The following is a 20333-nucleotide window of genomic DNA, read 5'->3' as shown; positions in this document are numbered from 1 at the left end:
CTAATGAATTATAAATGCGAATTATTTTCATTAGCGATTTTAACTGGTACCATGGAATCAGCAATTTCAAAAATATTGAAAGCTTCTTTAGCAGGACTTAAAACATGAATCCGAAAATGATTCGATCATTAAAAGCTTTTACCCGTACGGTAGAACTCAACAGTATGAGTGCCGCTGCAAATGAACTGCATATGACAGTGTCCGCTATTAGCCAGCAGTTGCAGCGACTGGAAAACGACAACGGAATTTCGCTTTTTCACCGTAATACCCGTTCGCTTTCACTTACCGAAGCTGGTCAGGTTTTTTATCAATCGTGCCTCGACATGTTGTCTATTGCAGCGAAAAACCAAGAGCGCTGGGATCAATTGACGAATCAGCCGCAGGGGCAAATAAAAATTATTGCGCCCGTGGGTTTTGGCGGAGGTTTGCTAAGCGAACCTTTAAAACAGCTGCAGCAAGAGTTTACTAACGTGAGCTTTCAGCTGCATATGACCGATGAGCCTATTGACCTCATTACCTCGGGGGCAGATTTGGCAATTCGCATTGGTCCGCTAGCCGATTCAACCTTATACGCCAGGCATTTGGCTGACTGGCACCTGATCCCTTGTATTGCTGCTGAGCATCCTGCGGCTAAAAACTTGATAAAAAGCTTTAAAGATTTACCCGAAGGTTGTTTTATTGGGCACATACCCAGCTTACCCAACAAGGATTTCCCCAAGCCTAAGGTGCTGCTGAACAACATGCAGACGGTAGTCCAGTTGACGCTAGATGGTGTTGGCTATGCGCTACTTCCGGAGCCGGAAATTAAACATTACATTGAGAGTGGGCGCTTACTGCGTTTGTTGCCAGAGTGGGAAGGCAGTCCGTACAGTGTACACGCCGTGTTGCCTATTAAAGACAACATACCGGCGAAAACTGAACGGACTATTGAGGTGCTAAGCCATTTCTTTCATCGACTGTAACGAATGATCAACTTCGCTTTCGCCAGCCATTAGGTCGAAAGCTCTCATCTCAGTGCCACTTTCATCCAGGCAACGACGTAGCACACTGGCAACATCCTCGCGTGGGATTGACCCCGGTGCCAACGATTCACCAACAACCACTTTACCGGTGGCTTCTTCGTCGGTTAAGGCCCCCGGACGTACAATGGTCCAGTTGAGTTTGGTGCGCATTAATTCGCGGTCAGCGTAATGCTTGGCGGCATAGTAAGGAAGCAGAGCTTCAGCCCAGTTTTCACGGTTGTTCGACTGCCAGGCACTGACCATAACAAAACGTTTTACGCCCACAGATTCCGCTGCTTCCATGGTTTTCACTGCACCGTCCAGGTCGACTAATAAGGTTTTGTCGTCACCAGAGCTTCCACCAGAACCTGCCGTAAATACCACGGCATCAACGCCCTGAAGCAGCTCTTCCAATTTTGCGACGGGGCCTTCTAAATCACCCAATTTGGCCGTTACTCCGCGGCCTTCCCAGGCTTTTTGCTGCTCTTCCTTACGCACTACTGCAATCACTTCATGTTTTTTTGCGTGTTGCATCTGTTCAACTAAATGCTGACCAATTTTTCCATTTGCGCCTATCACTGCTACTTTCATCATCGACCTCCATGAGTGTTTCGTGTCTGAGTTTACGTAACAAAGGCTTAGTTTAGATCGCTCATTTACACCGATTTACAGGCACAAAAAAAGGCAACCCGAGGGTTGCCCTTTTAGACTTCGAGGCGCGTAATTAAAGCGCTACGATGTTTTCAGCCTGAGGACCTTTAGGGCCTTGAGTTACTGCGAACTCAACGCGCTGGCCTTCAGTTAAGGTTTTGAAACCGTCGCTAGAAATAGCGCTGAAATGTGCGAAAACGTCTGCGCCGTTTTCACGTTCGATGAAACCGAAGCCTTTTGCTTCGTTAAACCATTTTACTGAACCAGTAATTTTCTCTGACATAATATATCTTCCTGTAACTTTTAAGTATGTGGTCATTTAGACCGATGGTGCGGGTAATAATAAGAACTTAGAACTACAGGACGATGGTATTAATAATAATAGGTCAACGAAGTGGAGTTTTTTAACTAACTGTCTTTCTATCTATCCGACCCCTCGCAGTCTACGCTTATTACACTGCGAGTCAAACCATTTACCAAGTTATTTTCATAATAAGTTTAAACATCGCTTTCACTGGCCCAGACAACACGGTTACGACCTTCTCGCTTAGCCTTATACAGCGCCTGATCCGCTCTTCTGTAGATACTGGAAACATCATCATCAGCGCAGCTTTCTGACGCACCGATACTGACCGTCGGATTAATGATTTCGCCTGAATCCAGGGTAACTACCGTTTCCTCAACGGTCGCTCGCACCCTTTCCAATACCTGTACGGCACTTTCATGGTCGGCATAAGCAAGTACCACCATAAACTCTTCGCCACCCACTCTAACCACACTGTCACTGCTACGAACCGCCGCTGACATAGCTTCAGAGCCTGCAATTAATACTTTGTCACCAATATCGTGGCCATAGGTATCATTAATGGTTTTAAAGTGGTCAAAGTCGATAACCGAAACGACAAACCCCTGCCCTCCATGTTGCCGAACCAGGCTCTGTTCAAGTATTTCCATACCAGCTGAGCGATTTTTTAATCCGGTTAGCGCATCGGTGTAGGCAATTAGTGCCATATCGTCGCGCTGGCGGATTAAATCGGAGCGAACTTTCTGTTCCGCAATAACAGTCTCCAGTGCGGTGCCCATCATTCGCACCATTTCAATTTCCAGCTCAGTAAAAGGCTCTGCTCTTTTGCTTTTACGGGCGAAACCCAAAATCCCCCATACCTGATCATTAATAATAAGTGGCGTACCTATATAAGTCTCCAAACCATAAGTTTGATAACTCGCGTGCTCTTTAAAGCGTGAGTCTTTTGACGCGTCATTGGTATAAATTAGATGGTTAGCCTCAAGCACAACGGAACAATAGGTGGTTGCCAGCGGCAGCTGCGTTCCGGCCGAAAAGTCCATTTTCGCGGTTTGCACCCACTCAATGGTATAAGTGCCGTTTTGAATGGAGCTGGCAGTTCCTATATCAACACCTAAATATTCAACCCCCACTTTTAACAGCTCATCAATAGAAGCAGGGTCAATGCGCCGTCCACGCTTATGGATAACTTCATGAATCGTGCGCATAACATCAACCGACGCATAATAGTCACTGACATCTTCAATAAGCACATAGATACCAATGACATTGTCTTGCTCATCAATTTCAGGAAGGTAGCGAATATCTAAGAAGCACTTATGTCCGTTGCGAAAAGTGACAGAATCTGAAAACTCCATTTTCTCGCCGGTGGCAAAAATATGATCATGATTGGGCTTTATACGTTGATAAGACTCTTCGCTCAGTACGTCGGTTAACGGCTTGCCAAGCATTTCCTTTGGGGTCAGGTCAAAGAACGCCGCATACGACGTATTTACATAGCGAAAAAGCCTGTCTCTGTCGACATAAGCCACCATAGTTGGTAGCTGTTCAATAATTCTATGAGTAATATGATGTTTTGTCATGACGCCTCATCACTTTATGGTTCGACAGAGCGGTCTGCAATTAACAATTGTTACTATAATTAATAGTGTAGCAAGGACTCAGAAGTTAAACTGGCAAGATTGCTTTAAAAAATCCAGCACCTTTACGTCGGGCAAATTCAATATTGCGCTCAGGAATCGATTCAGGGTCGTCATAATCTCTCAGAGCCTCTTCAATACTGGCCTCACGCAATAAATGTAAAGTTGGATACGGGGCACGGTTGGTATAATTTGCCGGGTCGTCCTGGGGCTCGCCCTCAAAGCAGTAGTCGGGGTGAAAATGCGCCAGCTGGTACACGCCTTCGTAGCCTTCCTCAATAAGCAAAGCATCGGCTACATCAACCAAATTCAGAAATTCGTAAAACCCTTCAAACCCCGACGGCAGAATAAGCAGAGTGGTTTCGGTTTCAGGTGTGGTATCCAGGTGTTTAGCTTCATCCAGCAGCTGCTGTAAAACAGCTTGTGGCTTGCGATTTTCGGCTACACTATAGCGAATACTCTTGCGCTCAACTTCGCGGCGTGCAAAAGGGCAGATGTTGTACTTTACAATCAGCTGTTGCACCCAGTGCCGGGTTTGCTCAATAATCTGATGGGTATCGGTCGTCATATTTCTTGTCTTCGCTAAAAGGGGCGCCACTTTGCCATGAAATCACTTGAACTCAAAATACCACCTTTGCTGGTTGTTGCCATAGTCGCCGGTTTAATGTGGTTAACGGCTCACTATACGCAGGTCTTTAACCAATTTTATGTCGGCCAGCGCGCCGCAGCTATTTTTCTATTGGTATTAGGAGTCTTGCTGCCCTTGTTAGGCGTTATTGGGTTTCGCAGAGCACAAACTACGGTAGACCCCCGCGCTCCGAACAAAAGCACCGAACTTGTCACTACCGGAATATACCAACGAACGCGTAACCCCATGTATTTAGGCTTTTTCTTTTTGCTTATGGCCTGGGGCGTTTTTCTGGGAAGTGTCTTTTCTTTGTGGGGGCTGGCGTTGTATGTCGCCTATATGCACCGCTTTCAAATTCTGCCGGAAGAACGTATGTTAACCGAAACTTTTGGTGAAACTTACAAAAGCTATTGTCGTAGAACCGGGCGCTGGTGGTAACTGGCAGCTTTTTTAAAATAACTGCCGGTGTTTTAAGCTGCGCCCGAGTAAAATTAAGCCTGACAAACTAAACCATAACGCGATGGTAGCGGCAATAATGTTCAGTAAGCTGTTAAAATCGCGTTCGCCACTGTAGTCCATAAAGTGTAAACGAAACATCCAGTCACTTAGCCACCAATTGTTATTGCGGTGATTGACCACTTCACCCGAGGCAGCGTCAACATACACTCGCGTATGAATGTCATCGGTAAAAGTGACTCTATAACCGGGCTTGTTCCAGTCAATAATTTCATCACTGCCCGTTACAGCCTGTACTTCTTTGACCGAGCCTGGTCCGTTATAGCTTTGTCGTGCCAGTTTTGCGACCAGCGGCGCGGAGGTTTGCCAGCGCTCGCCGGTCTGGGCATTCACATAATGTCTGGAGCCATCAACTGTCAGAACCAGGTACTGAGCCGTTTCCGAAATTGAGCGTATTTCCACACTTTTAATGTTATCGAAGCGCTCAATTAGGGCGTTTTCAGGGTAAAAAACAGGCCCGACCGGAGTTGTCGGAATACTTTGGAAGTAGTCATGAGCAGCCAGACTCTGGTGACCCACCCAGCCGAAGTACAGGCCACTGACCAGCCAGATAAGCACCTGTATAAGAATGACCAAACTCAGCCAGCGATGCAGCTTACGCATAAACCTCATGCCGCTTGCCTGCTTCTTCTGCGCGGCCGGAAATGGAAGTAAAGCAGAGCCATGCCTGTTATCACAAAAAGTATATTCGCTATGCTAAACGCCTTTAACCACCAGGTTTCAATATCCACTCGGTCTTGGTAATCCATTATGTGAAGCATCCAGAAAAAGTCGAACAGTCGCCAGAAGTTATGCCGTTTGGTCACCAGCTCCCCGGTTGTCGCCGAGAAGTACAAGGTAGCACCGGCCAAATCATTAAAGTCTACTCGCCATACGGGTAACAAAGCGGGGTTAAGTTCACCCGGCGGCCGGTCTTCGATATAGCTAACCTGGGCTTTTGTCTCTTCGTTACCGGTGTAGTGTTGACGCGCAATATAGCCAATATCCATGCGATCAAGTGTGACCGGCTCCAAAGATTCGGCGTTCAGTAATTGCGTACCGGTTTGGCTTTCAACGCGATAAACCGTCTGCAAAGAGCCCTTTACCCACTGGCGCATAAGACGCACCGAGGTGGCTTGCGGATGTTGCTCTAATACCCAGCTTACCGGCGAAGTTAACGCGTTATCAGCTATAGGTTGTTCAAGCTTTTTCACCAGATGGTCGCCGTGAATGAAGCTTAAATCAAAGAACACCATATAGGCGCCACTAATGCTCCATACCACTAACTGCAGGCCAAAAAGAAGAGATAACCAGCGGTGCCAGATGCGCCATTGTCGTAATTTCATCAGGGTTATCCGTGCCCGCCGCGTTTAAGTTAAGCCCCTAAAATTATCGACTTGCCCTGTAAAAGTCAAAGCAGTTCTTTCACTCTTTGTCTTAATTCCGGAATAACCTCAGTTTCAAACCAGGGGTTACGCTTCATCCAGATATTGTTGCGGGGGCTCGGATGAGGTAATGGTAATAACTGCGGCCAGTAACTTCGCCAGTCTCTGACACGTTCGGTCAGGCTTCGCTTAGGTTCCTGCAAATGCCACTGTTGCGCGTATTGACCAATAGCCAGTGTTAATTCTAAATTGGGTAGCTGTTGCAGTATTTGCTCGCGCCAGGTGGGCGCGCATTCGGGGCGGGGCGGCAAGTCACCGGACTTACCAGTGCCCGGATAACAAAAGCCCATAGGAATAATAGCCAGTTCTTCGGCATTGTAAAAAGTGTCTTTATCAATGCCCATCCACTGACGAAGCCTGTCGCCACTGGGGTCATCGAAAGGCTTACCGGAGGCATGAACGCGCTTTCCGGGGGCTTGTCCGGCAACTAGAATTCTGGCTTTAGGGTGCAACTGAACAACGGGGCGGGCACCAAGCGGCAGCTCTGGTTCACATAAGGCACAGGCACGGACATCACGCAGAATTTGTTGCCAATGCGGCGGCTCTTCCCATTTCATAACCTTGCTCCAGCAGCTTTTTATCCTGAGTGAAACGTCCTACCGGAAAATCCTCCGGCGGAGCCAGAACGGTCATTTTACAGTCCGCAGGAGGGTTATCAATAAAGTTAATAGCGTCATTGTAAACGGCCGAGCGGCGGGCTACTGCGTCAAATAAGGCAGGATGGTGTTTAAAAAAACGCTTAGTAAACTTAGGCAGGGGTCTTATCTTCTTTCGGAAACCTCGCGGCCGGGACAAAATAACGGTTATATCCCGCGCACCCATTTCATAGGCTTTAATTACCGGAATAGAGTCACCCAGCCCGCCATCAGTCATAGGCGCTCCACCAACGGCCGGAAACTCACGATAAGCCAGCGGAATAGCGCAAGAAGCAGGAAATAGTTCGTGTAAGTTATCGGCTGTCACCCGGGTATACACCGGAAACCCTGTATCGACATTAGTCGTTACAACGTATAAAGGCCGGTTCTGCTCCAGGTAATGACGGGTATTCAGTGGTACTTGTTCAAACGAAGCGTGCCAAAGCCAGCTCACATCGCAAAAATGTCCGCCTTTTAAAAAGCGTCGCCAGTTCAAAAACTCGGGCTGTAGCGCATGCTGCAAGAGAATTTTACGGTTACGTCCGTGGTCGCCGGCAAGAAAACCAATCAGGTTGGTTGAACCTGCCGACACCCCAATTGCAAAATCAAAGTTGGTTTGTCCGGTTTCAAGAAAGCCGTCCAGCACACCAGCGGCGAAGATACCGCGCATGGCGCCACCTTCTACCACTAGTGCTTTTTTACTTTGCTCCTGGGTCATACACCTGCTTATTTTTCAATACTCTCTACTTCTCAATACTCTTTATTTTTCAATACTCTCTACTTCTCAATAAAGGCCTGCTCAATCACGTAGCTGCCTTGCTTACGCGATGTTGCTTTACTAAAGCCCCGTTCATTGAGAATAACCATCAGATCTTGAAGCATAGCGTCATTACCGCACAACATAAAGCGATCGTGTTCAGGGTTCAGATCTGGCATACCAATGGTTTTGGTTAAGGTACCAGACTCCAGCAAATCGGTAATACGTTGCTGATGCGCTTCATCACGGAATGGCTCGCGGGTAACTGTCGGGTAATAAATGAGTTTTTCCCGCACCCAGTCACCAAAGTATTCGTTGTTTGGCAGAATCTCAGAAATTTCTTTTTGATATGCCAGCTCAGAAACCCAACGCACACCGTGAACCAACACGACTTTATCGTACTGCTCGTAAATGTCGGGGTCTTTAATAACACTCATAAAAGGCGCTAAACCGGTACCGGTACTGAGCAAGTACAAGTTTTTGCCGGGTAGTAAGTGCCCCGGTACTAACGTGCCTGTAGGGCGTGTCGACAACACCACTTCGTCGCCCACCTTAATATGTTGCAGGCGTGACGTTAAGGCACCGTCCGGCACTTTAATACTAAAGAACTCAAGCTCTTCTTCGTGGTTTGCGCTGGCAATGCTGTAAGCTCTGAGCAGCGGCTTGTCTTCCAGTTGCAGTCCCATCATTACAAACTGACCGTTTTCGAAGGTAAAGCTTGGCTGACGCGTGGTTCTAAAGCTAAACAGGGTATCGTTCCAGTGGCGTACCTGAGTCACTTTTTCCGCAATGATACTTCTCATAACAATTCCTCATTGGCGATTTTGTGCGCATAATAACATAAAAAAACTAAATCTAAATGAGAATTTTTATCATTAACTATTGAAAATGAGAACGGTTTTTATATAAGATACATGCACTGTTGTTTGTAAAGGAAGAAAAGTTAATGGCTCGACGTTCGGGTGGCCGCAGAGGGTGGTCTTTAAAAGACTGGCATTGGATAAGCTCTGCCGTTTGCCTCATTGGCATGTTGTTGTTTTCAGTCACCGGTATAACGCTAAACCATGCTGGCTGGATAGAATCCGCACCCAGCGTCGAAAGCCATGAAAGCTCTCTCCCACAAACGGAATTGGACCGGTTGGCGAATGCTTCAGGGAATGACGCTCTACCAACTTTTTTCCACCGCTGGTACGAAGATAAGACGCAAAACAGCATCAGTTCAAATGCCGAAATCGAATGGAGTGACTACGAATTGTACGTCGCCATGCCTCGCCCTGGCGGGGACAGCTGGTTCAGCGTCGATTTAACCAGTGGTGCTTTTTATTCGGAAACCACCGATCGCGGCTGGATAGCCTATTTCAATGACCTCCACAAAGCCCGCAACACCGGTTTTCTCTGGAGTCTTTTCATTGACGTATTTGCCGTTGCCAGCATTTTATTCACAATTACGGGGTTATTACTTTTGAAAAAATACAGTAAGGGGCGCAAGTCCACCTGGCCACTGGTTCTGGCTGGCTTCATCATTCCTTTGTTCGCCGTTATGGGATCAGCACATGCTGCTGAAAACGAGCTCAACGTCGAAATTCCCCGCCTGTCAGTGGCTGAATATCACGCACCTTACCTGGCGGTATGGCTGGCAAATGAACGTAGCCAACGGGTAGCTGATATTGCAGTCTGGTACGACGTTAACCTAAAAGATAGCGAAGGCGAAAAGTGGCTTAAAGACATACGCCAGTGGTGGCGTCGTAGCGGCCGCATGGCTGACATGCCTATAGACGGTGTATCCGGCGCAACCCGACGTCCCGGCACTCACAAGGTGGATTTAACGCCTTTATTAACCAAATTACCGGAACTTGAGCCCGGCCAGTACTACTTGTATGTAGAAGCCGCGCGCGAAGTCGGCGGTCGCGAAATGCTGCGCCTGCCATTGTCTTTACCTATCGATAGCCCAATATCCATCTCAGAGACCGGCGAGCACGAGCTTGGCCGAGTGTCATTAAAACTGGAGCCTTAATCATGAAATTATCTTCTGTACTTACAACCAGCCTGGCTGTGCTGACCTTATTTGCCAGCACCAGCAGTGAAGCTCACCGGGTCTGGATTAAACCCAGCGCCACCGTCGTTTCCGGCGACTCAGAATGGGTGACTTTTGATGCCGCTATAGCCAATGGCATTTTTTATCCAGATCACTACCCGCTTAGCCTGGATTACGTAAAAGCCATGGCGCCAGACGGCTCCGATGTGACTCTGGAGAATGGTCATAAAGGCAAATACCGCTCGGTATTTGATATTGAACTGGAAAAAGAAGGCACTTACACCATTTATTCAGCCAGTTCAGGGTTATCTGCGCGCTGGATAGATGACGAAGGTGAACGCCAATACTGGCCACCACGTGGTGCGCAAAAAACCAATGAAGACTTCTACAAAGAAGTGCCTCAGGACGCTAAAGAGTTAGAAGTTAGTGAGCGCTCACGTCGAGTTGAAACATTTGTAACTTCTGGTGCACCAACTTATGACACCCTGGGTCCAACAGGTAAAGGTCTGGAACTTGAACCAGTGACCCACCCGAACGATTTATACACTGGTGAAAACATTACCTTTAAGTTCAATATTGACGGTGCCGCAGCAGCGAGAACTGAAATTTTCTTGGTAAAAGGCGGTGAGCGTTACCGAGATCAGGCACAACCAACCAAGTTAACGACCAACGAGAAAGGCGAAGTCACCTTCACTCTGGATGAACCAGGCATGTACTGGTTAGAAGCAGAATACGCTGACGACAACGGCGAAGCCCCGGCTACCAAACGCCAGGGCTCTTACGTTGCCGTATTAGAAGTTCTGCCTATGTAACCTGGCTACTGAAGACGAACCACTCCCAGGGTGTTGGCGTCGGTACCGAACCAAATGGAATCGGTAGCTTCATCATAGAACATATGACGAACAGTACCGCCGCCACTCTCCAGCTCAATTGGCTCTGAAAACTCGTGGGTTTCGGTATCGAAGCCCACCAGCCGGTTTGGCTGCACACCGGTCTCTACAAACCAGACGTCATTACGTTTATCCACCGCCATACCATAAGGCCGTGAATTTTCTTCAGCTGGTGCCCGCCAGTCTTTATTCTCACCGCTAGCCGGGTCGTAGCTACCCACGTAACCTTTATTATAATCGACGTACCAGATGGTACCGTCGTCAGTCATACCAAGCCTGCGTGGCCTATTGTCTTTCCGTTCAAGCTCAATTTCCCGCAGCTTTCCGCTTTCAACAGTCGCCAACTTATTGGTACCAAAGAGCGTTGCCCAGGGTTTGTCGTTTTCAACAATTAAACCGTAAGGCCGGGCCGAATCCGTGGGCACATCCCAAAGTTCTATTTCACCGTCATCTGTTTCCAGAAAGCCTATTTGGTTACCGCCCTGCACCGTAAACCAAATATTGCCATCGCTAGTGAAGTCCATGGTGTGGCTGTCGCGCATTCCATCTCCGGGTAATTCAAACTTTTTAATGTCGCCTGAAACCGGATCAATTAAGCCAATATGGTTCATAAGATTGCCGGTGTACCAAGCGCCACGATCATCGACAATAACAGTATGCGGACCCGCTCCATCGGGTAGATCGTAGCGTTTAAACTCTTCGGTTTCGGGGTTAAATGTTGCCGCGTAATCACTTCCCTGACCCACAAACCAGACAGTGTCATTATGTACCCAGGGATCACGGGGTCGAGAGTCTTCCCAGGGAACCTGCCACTCCTGAATTTCCGCTTTAGCCAGTCCACTGTCTTTGTGGTCATCGCTGTTAGCCGGCGCACTGCTTACTCCCGCCAGGCCAATGATTACCGCACTTGTTAAGCTTAAGTATTTCATTTTATGGCCTCCGTAAATAATTTCGTATCCTGACATTACAGTAGGCTGACGTTTACGTCAGGAACGATATCTCACCTGACATGAATGTCAGGCTACCGCAATGGCATATCCAACTGATTTATCAGTATAGACGCTATTGCTTCAAACCCAACACTGTGCAATCTTCAACCTTTAAACACTAAACGGTACCTGTTACATGCTGGATCAATGGCTTATTGGAATAATCTTAGTCGCCATGTTGGTGCTTTTCGTCATAGATAAATGGCGTTACGACCTGGTTGCCATGATGGCGCTATTGTCCGCGGCTATTCTTGGTCTGGTTCCAACTGCCGAGGTGTTCAGTGGTTTTGGTAACGCTGCTGTCATTACTGTTGCGGCGGTATTGATTATTAGCCAGGCACTTTGGCGCTCCGGCGTTGTCGATGCACTGGCATCGGCTATGAAAAACATAGGCGATAAACGCTGGTTACAGATGATAGCCCTGACCTCAGTCACTACGATCTGCTCAGCTTTTATCAGCAATACAGGCACCATGGCGATAATGATACCAGTCGCCCTTCAACTCGCCCGCAGCAGTGGCAATAACCCCTCCAAAGTGTTAATGCCTATGGCCTTTGGCTCCTTACTGGGGGGCACTATTACTATGGTGGGTACGCCGCCGAACATTATTATTGCCGATATTCGTCGCGAGGCTATGGGTGAGTCTTTCGGTATTTTTGAATTTACTCCGGTTGGTCTCAGCATCGCCATCGCGGGCTTACTCTTTATGTGGCTGCTAAGTCACTGGTTGGTGCCAGAAAAAGCTGGGAAATCCAAATCGCAGTCACTTTACGATGTCAGTAGCTACCTGACCGAACTCTATGTACCTGAAGGCTCTAACTTTGTTGGTGAAACTCTCTATGAGCTGGAAAACCGTAGCGAAGAGGACTTTGTAATTGTTGCACTACAACGTGGCGAAAAGCGCTGGTCTGCACCGGCCCGATACTTGCGATTGAAACCTGAGGATGTATTAATAGTTGAAGCCAACGCGGAGACCATTCAGCAAGTTATTGACGGAACAGGGCTTGAGCTTAACGCCGAGGAAGAAATTGACGAGCGCTTTTTAAAGTCCGACGACATTACCGTTATTGAAGGGATTGTCGGGCACGATTCACGCCTTATCGGCCGCTCGGCTGGCGACATAAAATTACGCAGCCGCTACGGTATTAATGTACTGGGCGTTGCCCGCGAGGGCCAAAAGCTGGGAACAAAACTGGCGAATATTCGCTTTAAGCCGGGTGATGTTTTATTACTGCAGGGCGACGCTGAAGTGCTTAATGACGTATTTCAGCGCTTTGGCTGCTTCCCTCTAGCTCAACGTAGCTTGCGACTGGGCTCACCAAAACAGCTGATCCTGCCATTGGGGATATTCTCGGCAGCAATTCTGGCAGCAGCACTCGGCCTTATCTCGGTGCCGGTTGCTTTCTCACTGGCAGCAGGCCTTATGGTTATTACCAATATTTTGCCTCTGCGAGAGCTCTACGACGCCATAGACTGGCCTATTATTGTTCTGCTGGGCGCAACCATTCCACTGGGTTCCGCGCTGGAGCGCAGCGGTGCCGCCGACACCATTGCTAATGCAGTGCTTTACATCAGCCAGGGGTCGCCCGACTTTGTTGCGGTGGGTTTACTGCTAATAGTGACTATGCTGCTGTCCAACATTGTCAATAATGCGGCGGCAGCAGTACTTATGGCACCTATTGGCATTAGTATGGCGAGCAGCTTTGGTGCCAGTATGGATCCGTTTTTAATGGCCGTTGCTATTGGCGCCGCGGTGCCTTTCTTAACTCCTATAGGCCATCAGTCGAATATATTGGTTATGGGCCCGGGCGGTTACAGCTTTAGCGACTACTGGCGGCTTGGCCTGCCGTTGTCTCTGCTGGTGTCGGCGGTTGCGCTGGTCATGATACTGCTGGTATGGCCGTTATATTAATTGCTAATTTTATAAGGCAAATAGGTTTGCAGTGTTTTCAGGTGTTCGCGTAACGCACTGCGTTCATCCTGACAATACTGCTCAATGGCGTCGCTAAGAGGCGCCTCCATAAAACGGTAAAAGCCTTCGCGCAGAACAGGCTCAAAACCACGATGCAATTTGTGCTCACCCTGAGCGCCCGCGTCAAAATACTGTAGCCCGTGGTTTATGCAAAACTCAATTCCCTGATAATAACAGGCTTCAAAGTGCAGAAATTCAAGCTCTTCCCGGCAGCCCCAGTAGCGTCCGTAAAGTGTATCTTCTCCTTTAAAACACAAAGAAGCAGCCAGCAGGTTGTCGTCTTTGTAGGCAGCGAATACCACAATATAATCGGCTAAATGTTCAGCCCAGAGCTTGAAGGTAGCAGGGGTTAAATAGCCGCCATGCCCCGAACGTTTTAAATAAGTACGCTGGTAGAACAGAGTAAATTGCTGCCAAAACTCCGCAGTTAACTCATTACCCTGCAGGGTTCGCATTTGCACATTTTGTTCTGATACTTTCTGCCGCTCTTTGCGAATCGTCTTACGCTTACGCGACACCAGAGCCGCTAAAAAATCATCAAAGCTGCCGTAGTCCCGGTTCTGCCAGAGAAACTGGATATCAAAACGCTGCCACCAACCTTCGTCGGCGAAAGCATGGCTCAAGTCAGGTTCAACGTACAAACTCTGCAAGTTACTGACGTCATGTTGCTTTAACAACTCCGACTCAATAATGGACAACATTTCGCCGCGGTTAACACCCTCGCTAATAGCCAAACGCGGTCCCTGACATGGGGTAAAAGGTATGGCGTTAATCAGCTTGGGGTAATATTGAAAACCATAGCGCTCAAAGGCTTCGGCGAAGGCCCAGTCGAACAGATACTCACCATAGGAATGCGTTTTCTTAAACCACGGCATAGCCGCAACCATGGTGTCATTATCATCATAAACAACAGCATATTGCGGCAACCAGCCGCGCTGCAGCCCAAGACTGCCACCCTGTTCAAGTGCCAGCAGAAAATCGTAACAAGTAAAAGGGTAATCACTCCCAAATAAAGAGTTCCATTCAGCCTTAGATATTGTGATTATTGTCGAATGGATAACTGCTCGCATGTTTTAGGCGCTTAAAAGCCCTCGCACACTAATATCTTCATCCAGTTGCGGCCAATGGATGCCCTGACCATTTCCCAATAGTTGCCAATCGCTACGCTCTTCTTCTGAGGCGGCTTCCAAACGGGGAAACCAGACTATAGGTGCAGAAATTTTACGCCCATCAGCCAACTCGACTTCAAGCGTTGCCTCGGTAACAGATACATTCACTGCAACAGGATGGCGATCAATTTCTAAAGTATTCATACCACGCCTCCAGTAGTTCTTCTCTTTGTAGTTATCGGATACTCGTTTGAGTAGCTAAAAACACGTATCCAAATATCCGCCGTCAAATCAAGAGCTTCGAGCCTCTTCGCTTCTTCACGCCCTTCAGCGTTACTTCGGTATAGGTGCGGAGTCATAGTCAGTAAATCTTTTATGGCTTCATTCGATGTCAGTGATACCGGAAAAGTCTCTCGTTGTTCGGAAATCAGTTCAAATTCGGAGGCGGTTATCGGTAAGGTCTCATTTTTACTTTTTATCTCAGAATAAATAATGGCTTTTAGCTCTTTTAGGTGATCACCAGCCGGGTCTACCATAATTAGCCGCCCGCCGGGCTTTAGAACTCGCTTAAATTCAGCTTCGACAGGGAAGCCAAACACGCACAAAATGGTATCGACACTGTTATCGTCCAGTGGAATAGAGTTATTGGAAGCGACCATCCAGCTCAGGCGTTTATCGCGTTTTGCCGCAGCCTGCACTGCCCATTTTGAAATATCCAGAGCGGCCATGCATAAATCAGTACCGTTTTGTTCCGCCTGCTCAACCAGGTAACGTAGGTAGTAGCCTTCACCGCAACCAGCATCGAGCACCGCCTGCTCGCCCTGTGCGAACACTGTATCGGCCAGAACCTGAGCCAGGGGTTGGTAGTACCCCTGATCCAGAAACTCCCGCCGTGCCTGCACCATAGCTTTGCTGTCGCCCGGGTCTTTCGAGCGCTTATTCTGCACCGGCAACAAATTCACGTAGCCCTGTTTAGCCACATCATAGCTATGACCATTTTCACAACGCCAGCTGCCACCCACCAACTGCAAAGGTGAGTGCTCTATCGGGCAACGTAAGGCGGATATTTTTGTTATTGGCATACCATCTACTTTTACAACGCTATTTTGCGACCATCTTATTCTTCCTGCTCGCCTTCTGCCAGCACAACAAAAAAACCACCACCGCTAAAAATTAACGATGGTGGTTTTGCTATAGCTAATACGTTAAATAATAACTACCGGCTTGCACTGACACCCAGCTCTTTCAGCAGATTATCCGCATGGTCAACGTATTCCATCTGCCACAGCATGTAGCGAGTATCCACCTGAATAGAACGGGTGTTCTCCAGGTTGAAATCCCAATCGGAAATAATGGAATCCAGCGTGCCGTCGAAAGCTAAACCGACGAACTCGCCTTTATGGTTCAGAACCGCAGAACCTGAATTACCACCAGTAATGTCCAAAGTCGCCAGGTAGTTCACCGGCACAGAATTTAAATCCGCCTTTTCATAAGGACCGAAGTCACCTGCTTCAATCGCCTTCAGTTGTTCTTCCGGCGCATTAAATTCCCCTTCACCAGTGGCTTTTTCTGTTACACCACGCAAGGTGGTAAAAGGTGCCCAGGCATTACCGTCTTCGGTACCATGGTCGCGGCCTGCAACGTTGCCGTAAGTAATTCTCAACGTGCTGTTCGCATCAGGGTACACGGCCTCTCCTTTACTTTGCATAAAGGCAATTTTTGCACGCATGTAGTCAGCGTAGGCTTGCTGAATTTTACCGGAAAGTTCTTCGCTCTTTTTCTCATCTTCTAAATCGGAAGGATAAAGTGCGACAGCAGCTTTAACGAACGGGTCTTCGCTTTGCTCAAACTGTTCCGGGCCAAATTCCAGCAACGCCATACGGTTATCCCGGTCAAGTAAGCTAGTGCTTTCATACCAACCATCAATTAACGCGCTTAACTCGTCCTTGCTCATGCCATCACGCAGACCCATAGCTTTATCAAACGCGGCATCGCGCTCTGACTTAGGCTGCGCCATGTAGCTACTCAGATTGTGCAGATCTAATGCCTTCTCAACCTTAGCGTCAAAATTGCGATCCATACCTGCTAAATATGACTCAAAGCGCGGAATATCGCGTTCCTGGTAACCGGCTTTGCGTTCGGCGTCGGGCTTGGTGCCTTCCTGAGCCAAACGGTGCACAGCGCGGGCAACAGAAAGCAAACGCGGCGTTGCATTATTCAGTTGGTAATCAGCACGACTTTTCTTATGGCGCTGCTGTAGCAACGTATCAATGGTATTAAGCCCATCGGCATACAAAGCCTTTTTCGTGCGGTCGCTGTTTACCCACTCAGTCAGCTCTTTATGTTCCTGTTGCTTACGTTCCAGCAAGTCGCTGTTCGCAAAGCTGTCCAGCATACCCTGACGGTTTTTCAGGTAATTGTTCAGACCGGCAACACGGCTGGCATACTTGAGCTCCGCATCTTTATCGTCGGCTGTTTCCCGGGCAATAATGTCCAGTGAATCCTGAAACTGCTCAACTGTTTTAGGATAGCTCCATTCAAAGGTTTCTTTTACTTCAGACGGCAGACGATGACGGTTAGTGCGGCCCGGATAACCCAGCGCCATAACAAAGTCACCTTCTTCCAGGCCTTCACTGGCTATCGTTAAGTGGTAATCCGGCTTATAAGGTACGTTGTCTTCGCTGTAATCCGCTGACTCACCTTCCGGGCTGACATAAGCGCGTAAAAAGCTGTAGTCGCCAGTATGACGTGGCCACATCCAGTTATCGGTGTCGCCGCCAAATTTGCCAACACCGCTTGCCGGTGCATGGACTAAGCGAACGTCCTTAATTTCCAGTTGCTTAATAAGGTAATACTCGAGGCTGCCGTAGTATGCAGCTACCGTACAACGATGCCCTTCGTCCTCTTCACACTCTGCTACCAAAGCTTTCTGATTATCTTCTATTGCGTCCAGACGCGCTTTGCCCGTTAACTCGGTTACCTTGGCATCAATCACCTTATTAGTGACGTCATCGACCGCTTTGGTCACAAAAATGCGGCTGCCCGGTGCCGCAGGCACTTCTGCATCTAAACCCTTGGCTAAAAAGCCATTAGCGAGCAAATCGTTCTCTGGTGTCGAGTTATGAGCAATGCTGTTGTAAGCACAATGATGGTTCGTTGCCACTAATCCGTCTGGTGACACAAACGAGGCCGAACATCCGCCCAGGCTGACAATGGCAGCAGCGGGGAACTCGGTTAATTTAGAAATATCATTAGGGTCAATAGTCAGACCTGCCGCCTTCAGCTTATCGGAAATTTCCGGTAACTGTTTGGGCATCCACATACCTTCATCGGCTGCCGCAAAACAGCTAACTACAGACAAAGCAATCAATAACTTTTTCATAGTGTCTCTTCTGTTAATTGTTAGGGAGGGAACAATAACCTCTGATAAAAGCTATAGTCATAGTCTTGCCGAAACTTGTCAATAAACAGACAAGTAATGTTACAAAATAACAGTGTCAAAATTTACGCACAAAAAAAGCCGTGCAAAAGCACAGCCTCTTACAAGTAAAGCTTGCTGTTTTTACCAAGCGTATTTAACACTCAGTTCCACATTGCGCGGAGCGCCGAAGAATCCTTGGTTATAAAAGTCGATGCTGGAATAGTACTTTTTATCAAACAGGTTGTTGACGTTAAAGCTCAGATCCCAGTTTTGGCTTAACTTATAGTTAGCCATGGCATTCACGACGGTATAGCTGTCCTGAATAAAGGTTTCGCCATTTGGGCCTATATTTGGGTTAGACGATATTTTGCTCTGCCAGTTGGCGTTCACACCGACTTTGAGTGCATCTGTGGCAGTATAAAGTACGCTGGCTTTCACCATGTCTTCGGGTAAATAAGGCGCATAGTCTGAACCATCACGATCTTCCGACTCGTTGTGCGTATAACTGAAGAAAATATTCAGTGAATCGGTTGGCTTACCATTTAACTCAAACTCATAACCTTCACTCTCGGCACCATCGACTCCAATAGAAGGGCGAATAGTCGTACCTGGCAGGAAGTCCGCATTATTGGGGTCACTAATTGCAAGGTTATCTTCTTTCACTTTAAAGACGGCAACACTGGCTGTTAAAGCTTCATTAAAGAAGTCGCCTTTAACGCCCAATTCTGCGTTTGACCCTTCCACCGGACCAATGAGCTCATTGTCTGCATTTCGTGCGCTTTGAGGTTTAAAAATTTCCGTGTAGCTGGCATAGGTTGAAATAACGTCTGTGACATCGTAAACAAGCCCGAAATAAGGCGTGTTAACACCCGAGTTTTTATAATCGCTTGGCGACCAGGGTGATTGTACAAAAGTGTCATAGGTTGTAATTCTATTGCCTAGAATAGCAGTTAAGTCATCCGTTAAACTCAATTGAGCTGCAGCATATACCCCTTTTTGTTTATATGATTCATAAGTTCCATAAGCGGGAGTGTCGCTAAAGTTAATGGGATCGACCCCATTCCCCCAGTCAAACAAACTAGGAACGTCTATGGCATCAGCACTGCTATAAGAAACGGAATCAACATTTTGTTCAGAACTCAAAGCACCGGCTGTTAATTGGTGTTCACGACCAAATAGCTCGAAAGGACCTGACGCCAAAAAGCGATAGGAAGTTTGCTCACGTTCAGCAACATAATGATTTGGCGATGTTCCTAAGCCTTGTCCGGTATCTTTGTTTGGAAAACCGGAGAAATACAGCAGATACCCGTCCATATCATCTTCACGACGCTCAACATCCAGTTGGATATCCCAGCCGTTATCAAAAGCATGCTCTAACTGAACGAATACACTAGTACTTTCTCTATCCCATCGATTCCAGGTCGATGCTGTCGTTGTACTAACTGGCAAATCATCAGCCTGTGTACCGTCGTCATAAAACAGAGGCAGTGCGCCCCACATACTTCCTTTGGGATTACGCTCGCTGTAATCAGCCCCCATGGTTAAACGTGTTTGAGTCGTTAAATCAGCAGTTACAACGGCATAGATTTGCGCGTTTTCTTTTTCGGACAAATTGACGTAACTGTCACCTTCTTCATAGGCAAGCGCAACACGTCCTTTTACGTTTCCGTCCTCCGACAAAGTTTGAGAGTGGTCAGCTTCTACTCTGTAGTTACTCCATGAGCCAATCCCCAGGCTCGCATTACCACCATCTTCCGCTTTAGGGCGCTTACGAATAAGGTTAATGGCAGCAGAAGGTTCACCGGCACCGGTTAACAAGCCTGTCGCGCCACGCACAATTTCAACGCGTTCAAAAATAACGGAGTCTGCTAAAGCTTCACTAAAGAAACTGTTGTACGCAATAGGCACACCGTCAAACTGGAAGTTAGTCACGTCGCGGCCACGGGCACGGAAGAAAAACCGGTCAGTTTCGGCCTGTTGCGCCTGAATACCCGGTGCAAACTGCATAACATCGGCAACCGTATCGAGCGAAAAACTGTCTATAAAGGTGCGGTCAATAATTGAAATCGACTGTGGCGTCTGACGCAATGTTAACGGCAGGCCGGTTGCGGTGGTTGCCTGATCTAAAGAACTGCCGGTAACTTTAATGTGTTCAAAAATCTTTTCCTGAGCTTCTGCTTGTTGTTCTTTTTTTTCAGCAGAATCTTCGCTTTGTGCCGCTACAGCAGCGGAGCTCAGCAGTACGGATGCTACCGCTGTTGCTATTAAATTTCTGGCAAATGCCTTCATGAATTGTCTCCCGACCAAACTTTGTAAATGAGAATTGTTATCGACACATTGTATTTGATAATTGTTCGTATT

The 20333-nt window shown here is 47.7% G+C and carries 20 protein-coding genes; 5 read left to right on the top strand and 15 right to left on the bottom strand.

Annotated features, from left to right (window positions below):
* Positions 1-104 precede the first annotated feature (104 nt).
* Positions 105-962, top strand: a complete 858-nt coding sequence (locus tag DEU30_RS12050) for a LysR family transcriptional regulator (protein ID WP_114982322.1) — start codon at positions 105-107, stop codon at positions 960-962.
* On the opposite strand, the gene DEU30_RS12045 is transcribed toward DEU30_RS12050, so the two are convergent.
* From DEU30_RS12045 to DEU30_RS12030, 4 genes are all read right to left on the bottom strand, one after another.
* Complete coding sequence (locus tag DEU30_RS12045) at positions 936-1595, bottom strand: SDR family oxidoreductase (RefSeq protein ID WP_227016385.1); 660 nt, start codon at positions 1593-1595, stop codon at positions 936-938. The two genes, DEU30_RS12050 and DEU30_RS12045, sit on opposite strands and share 27 nt — an antisense overlap.
* 130 nt (positions 1596-1725) lie before the next feature.
* Entirely contained in the window at positions 1726-1935 is a 210-nt protein-coding gene (locus tag DEU30_RS12040) for a cold-shock protein (RefSeq protein ID WP_011235717.1), read from the bottom strand.
* A gap of 215 nt (positions 1936-2150) precedes the next feature.
* Entirely contained in the window at positions 2151-3539 is a 1389-nt protein-coding gene (locus DEU30_RS12035; RefSeq protein WP_114982321.1) for a diguanylate cyclase, read from the bottom strand.
* Positions 3540-3624: 85 nt separating this feature from the next.
* Entirely contained in the window at positions 3625-4164 is a 540-nt protein-coding gene (locus DEU30_RS12030) for a DUF1415 domain-containing protein (RefSeq protein WP_114982320.1), read from the bottom strand.
* Between the two features lie 36 nt (positions 4165-4200).
* Here DEU30_RS12030 and DEU30_RS12025 point away from each other — a divergent pair, with 36 nt between their 5' ends.
* Positions 4201-4662, top strand: a complete 462-nt coding sequence (locus tag DEU30_RS12025) for an isoprenylcysteine carboxylmethyltransferase family protein (protein WP_114982319.1) — start codon at positions 4201-4203, stop codon at positions 4660-4662.
* Positions 4663-4674: 12 nt separating this feature from the next.
* Here DEU30_RS12025 and DEU30_RS12020 read toward each other — a convergent pair whose 3' ends face one another.
* From DEU30_RS12020 to DEU30_RS12000, 5 genes are all read right to left on the bottom strand, one after another.
* Positions 4675-5343: a PepSY domain-containing protein gene (locus DEU30_RS12020; protein WP_227016384.1), complete on the bottom strand. Its 669-nt coding sequence runs from the start codon at positions 5341-5343 to the stop codon at positions 4675-4677.
* 5 nt (positions 5344-5348) lie between these two features.
* The gene (locus DEU30_RS12015) at positions 5349-6065 is read right to left on the bottom strand and encodes a PepSY domain-containing protein (RefSeq protein ID WP_114982317.1); all 717 of its coding nucleotides are present in this window, start codon (positions 6063-6065) and stop codon (positions 5349-5351) included.
* Between the two features lie 65 nt (positions 6066-6130).
* Positions 6131-6721, bottom strand: a complete 591-nt coding sequence (locus DEU30_RS12010) for a uracil-DNA glycosylase family protein (protein WP_034822851.1) — start codon at positions 6719-6721, stop codon at positions 6131-6133.
* A complete protein-coding gene (locus DEU30_RS12005) occupies positions 6678-7517 on the bottom strand; it encodes a patatin family protein (RefSeq protein WP_114982316.1) in 840 nt (279 codons plus the stop codon). The genes DEU30_RS12010 and DEU30_RS12005 overlap by 44 nt, the downstream gene beginning before the upstream one ends.
* A gap of 59 nt (positions 7518-7576) precedes the next feature.
* A complete protein-coding gene (locus tag DEU30_RS12000) occupies positions 7577-8359 on the bottom strand; it encodes a ferredoxin--NADP reductase (RefSeq protein ID WP_011235725.1) in 783 nt (260 codons plus the stop codon).
* A gap of 143 nt (positions 8360-8502) precedes the next feature.
* Between DEU30_RS12000 and DEU30_RS11995 the strand changes: the two genes are divergently transcribed.
* Both DEU30_RS11995 and DEU30_RS11990 read left to right on the top strand, forming a co-directional pair.
* Positions 8503-9570: a PepSY-associated TM helix domain-containing protein gene (locus DEU30_RS11995; RefSeq protein WP_114982315.1), complete on the top strand. Its 1068-nt coding sequence runs from the start codon at positions 8503-8505 to the stop codon at positions 9568-9570.
* Between the two features lie 2 nt (positions 9571-9572).
* Complete coding sequence (locus DEU30_RS11990) at positions 9573-10403, top strand: DUF4198 domain-containing protein (protein ID WP_114982314.1); 831 nt, start codon at positions 9573-9575, stop codon at positions 10401-10403.
* A 5-nt stretch (positions 10404-10408) separates the two neighbouring features.
* On the opposite strand, the gene DEU30_RS11985 is transcribed toward DEU30_RS11990, so the two are convergent.
* Positions 10409-11410 carry a lyase gene (locus DEU30_RS11985; RefSeq protein WP_114982313.1) on the bottom strand — a complete coding sequence of 334 codons (1002 nt, stop codon included), beginning with the start codon at positions 11408-11410 and terminating at the stop codon, positions 10409-10411.
* A gap of 196 nt (positions 11411-11606) precedes the next feature.
* On the opposite strand from DEU30_RS11985, the gene DEU30_RS11980 reads away from it, so the two are divergent.
* The gene (locus tag DEU30_RS11980; RefSeq protein ID WP_114982312.1) at positions 11607-13382 is read left to right on the top strand and encodes an SLC13 family permease; all 1776 of its coding nucleotides are present in this window, start codon (positions 11607-11609) and stop codon (positions 13380-13382) included.
* Here DEU30_RS11980 and DEU30_RS11975 read toward each other — a convergent pair.
* The 5 genes from DEU30_RS11975 to DEU30_RS11955 all read right to left on the bottom strand — a co-directional run bounded on the left by DEU30_RS11975 (position 13379) and on the right by DEU30_RS11955 (position 20261).
* On the bottom strand, positions 13379-14512 hold the full coding sequence (locus DEU30_RS11975; RefSeq protein ID WP_114982311.1) for a GNAT family N-acetyltransferase: 1134 nt from the start codon (positions 14510-14512) through the stop codon (positions 13379-13381). The two genes, DEU30_RS11980 and DEU30_RS11975, sit on opposite strands and share 4 nt — an antisense overlap.
* Positions 14513-14515: 3 nt before the next feature.
* Positions 14516-14755, bottom strand: a complete 240-nt coding sequence (locus DEU30_RS11970; RefSeq protein WP_114982310.1) for a DUF2442 domain-containing protein — start codon at positions 14753-14755, stop codon at positions 14516-14518.
* Entirely contained in the window at positions 14752-15633 is an 882-nt protein-coding gene (locus DEU30_RS11965) for a putative RNA methyltransferase (RefSeq protein ID WP_114982309.1), read from the bottom strand. The genes DEU30_RS11970 and DEU30_RS11965 overlap by 4 nt, the downstream gene beginning before the upstream one ends.
* A gap of 134 nt (positions 15634-15767) precedes the next feature.
* Entirely contained in the window at positions 15768-17933 is a 2166-nt protein-coding gene (locus DEU30_RS11960; protein WP_114982308.1) for a S46 family peptidase, read from the bottom strand.
* Between the two features lie 180 nt (positions 17934-18113).
* Positions 18114-20261: a TonB-dependent siderophore receptor gene (locus DEU30_RS11955; protein ID WP_114982307.1), complete on the bottom strand. Its 2148-nt coding sequence runs from the start codon at positions 20259-20261 to the stop codon at positions 18114-18116.
* Positions 20262-20333 lie beyond the last annotated feature (72 nt).

Origin of the sequence: Idiomarina sp. 017G (assembly GCF_004362265.1) — a bacterium.
Taxonomy (GTDB): domain Bacteria; phylum Pseudomonadota; class Gammaproteobacteria; order Enterobacterales; family Alteromonadaceae; genus Idiomarina; species Idiomarina loihiensis.
Note: the sequence above shows the minus strand (reverse complement) of the source record. Positions and strands in the feature narration are given on the sequence as shown.

What these genes read in the sequence shown, in the direction of transcription:
- DEU30_RS12005 (WP_114982316.1), bottom strand. Translation starts at nt 7,517, where the DNA reads ATGACCCAGGAGCAAAGTAAAAAAGCACTAGTGGTAGAAGGTGGCGCC.
- DEU30_RS11995 (WP_114982315.1), top strand. Translation starts at nt 8,503, where the DNA reads ATGGCTCGACGTTCGGGTGGCCGCAGAGGGTGGTCTTTAAAAGACTGG.
- DEU30_RS11970 (WP_114982310.1), bottom strand. Translation starts at nt 14,755, where the DNA reads ATGAATACTTTAGAAATTGATCGCCATCCTGTTGCAGTGAATGTATCT.
- DEU30_RS12030 (WP_114982320.1), bottom strand. Translation starts at nt 4,164, where the DNA reads ATGACGACCGATACCCATCAGATTATTGAGCAAACCCGGCACTGGGTG.
- DEU30_RS11955 (WP_114982307.1), bottom strand. Translation starts at nt 20,261, where the DNA reads ATGAAGGCATTTGCCAGAAATTTAATAGCAACAGCGGTAGCATCCGTA.
- DEU30_RS11985 (WP_114982313.1), bottom strand. Translation starts at nt 11,410, where the DNA reads ATGAAATACTTAAGCTTAACAAGTGCGGTAATCATTGGCCTGGCGGGA.
- DEU30_RS12035 (WP_114982321.1), bottom strand. Translation starts at nt 3,539, where the DNA reads ATGACAAAACATCATATTACTCATAGAATTATTGAACAGCTACCAACT.
- DEU30_RS11975 (WP_114982311.1), bottom strand. Translation starts at nt 14,512, where the DNA reads ATGCGAGCAGTTATCCATTCGACAATAATCACAATATCTAAGGCTGAA.
- DEU30_RS12010 (WP_034822851.1), bottom strand. Translation starts at nt 6,721, where the DNA reads ATGAAATGGGAAGAGCCGCCGCATTGGCAACAAATTCTGCGTGATGTC.
- DEU30_RS11965 (WP_114982309.1), bottom strand. Translation starts at nt 15,633, where the DNA reads ATGCCAATAACAAAAATATCCGCCTTACGTTGCCCGATAGAGCACTCA.
- DEU30_RS12025 (WP_114982319.1), top strand. Translation starts at nt 4,201, where the DNA reads ATGAAATCACTTGAACTCAAAATACCACCTTTGCTGGTTGTTGCCATA.
- DEU30_RS11980 (WP_114982312.1), top strand. Translation starts at nt 11,607, where the DNA reads ATGCTGGATCAATGGCTTATTGGAATAATCTTAGTCGCCATGTTGGTG.
- DEU30_RS11960 (WP_114982308.1), bottom strand. Translation starts at nt 17,933, where the DNA reads ATGAAAAAGTTATTGATTGCTTTGTCTGTAGTTAGCTGTTTTGCGGCA.
- DEU30_RS12040 (WP_011235717.1), bottom strand. Translation starts at nt 1,935, where the DNA reads ATGTCAGAGAAAATTACTGGTTCAGTAAAATGGTTTAACGAAGCAAAA.
- DEU30_RS12015 (WP_114982317.1), bottom strand. Translation starts at nt 6,065, where the DNA reads ATGAAATTACGACAATGGCGCATCTGGCACCGCTGGTTATCTCTTCTT.
- DEU30_RS12045 (WP_227016385.1), bottom strand. Translation starts at nt 1,595, where the DNA reads ATGATGAAAGTAGCAGTGATAGGCGCAAATGGAAAAATTGGTCAGCAT.
- DEU30_RS12050 (WP_114982322.1), top strand. Translation starts at nt 105, where the DNA reads ATGAATCCGAAAATGATTCGATCATTAAAAGCTTTTACCCGTACGGTA.
- DEU30_RS11990 (WP_114982314.1), top strand. Translation starts at nt 9,573, where the DNA reads ATGAAATTATCTTCTGTACTTACAACCAGCCTGGCTGTGCTGACCTTA.
- DEU30_RS12000 (WP_011235725.1), bottom strand. Translation starts at nt 8,359, where the DNA reads ATGAGAAGTATCATTGCGGAAAAAGTGACTCAGGTACGCCACTGGAAC.
- DEU30_RS12020 (WP_227016384.1), bottom strand. Translation starts at nt 5,343, where the DNA reads ATGCGTAAGCTGCATCGCTGGCTGAGTTTGGTCATTCTTATACAGGTG.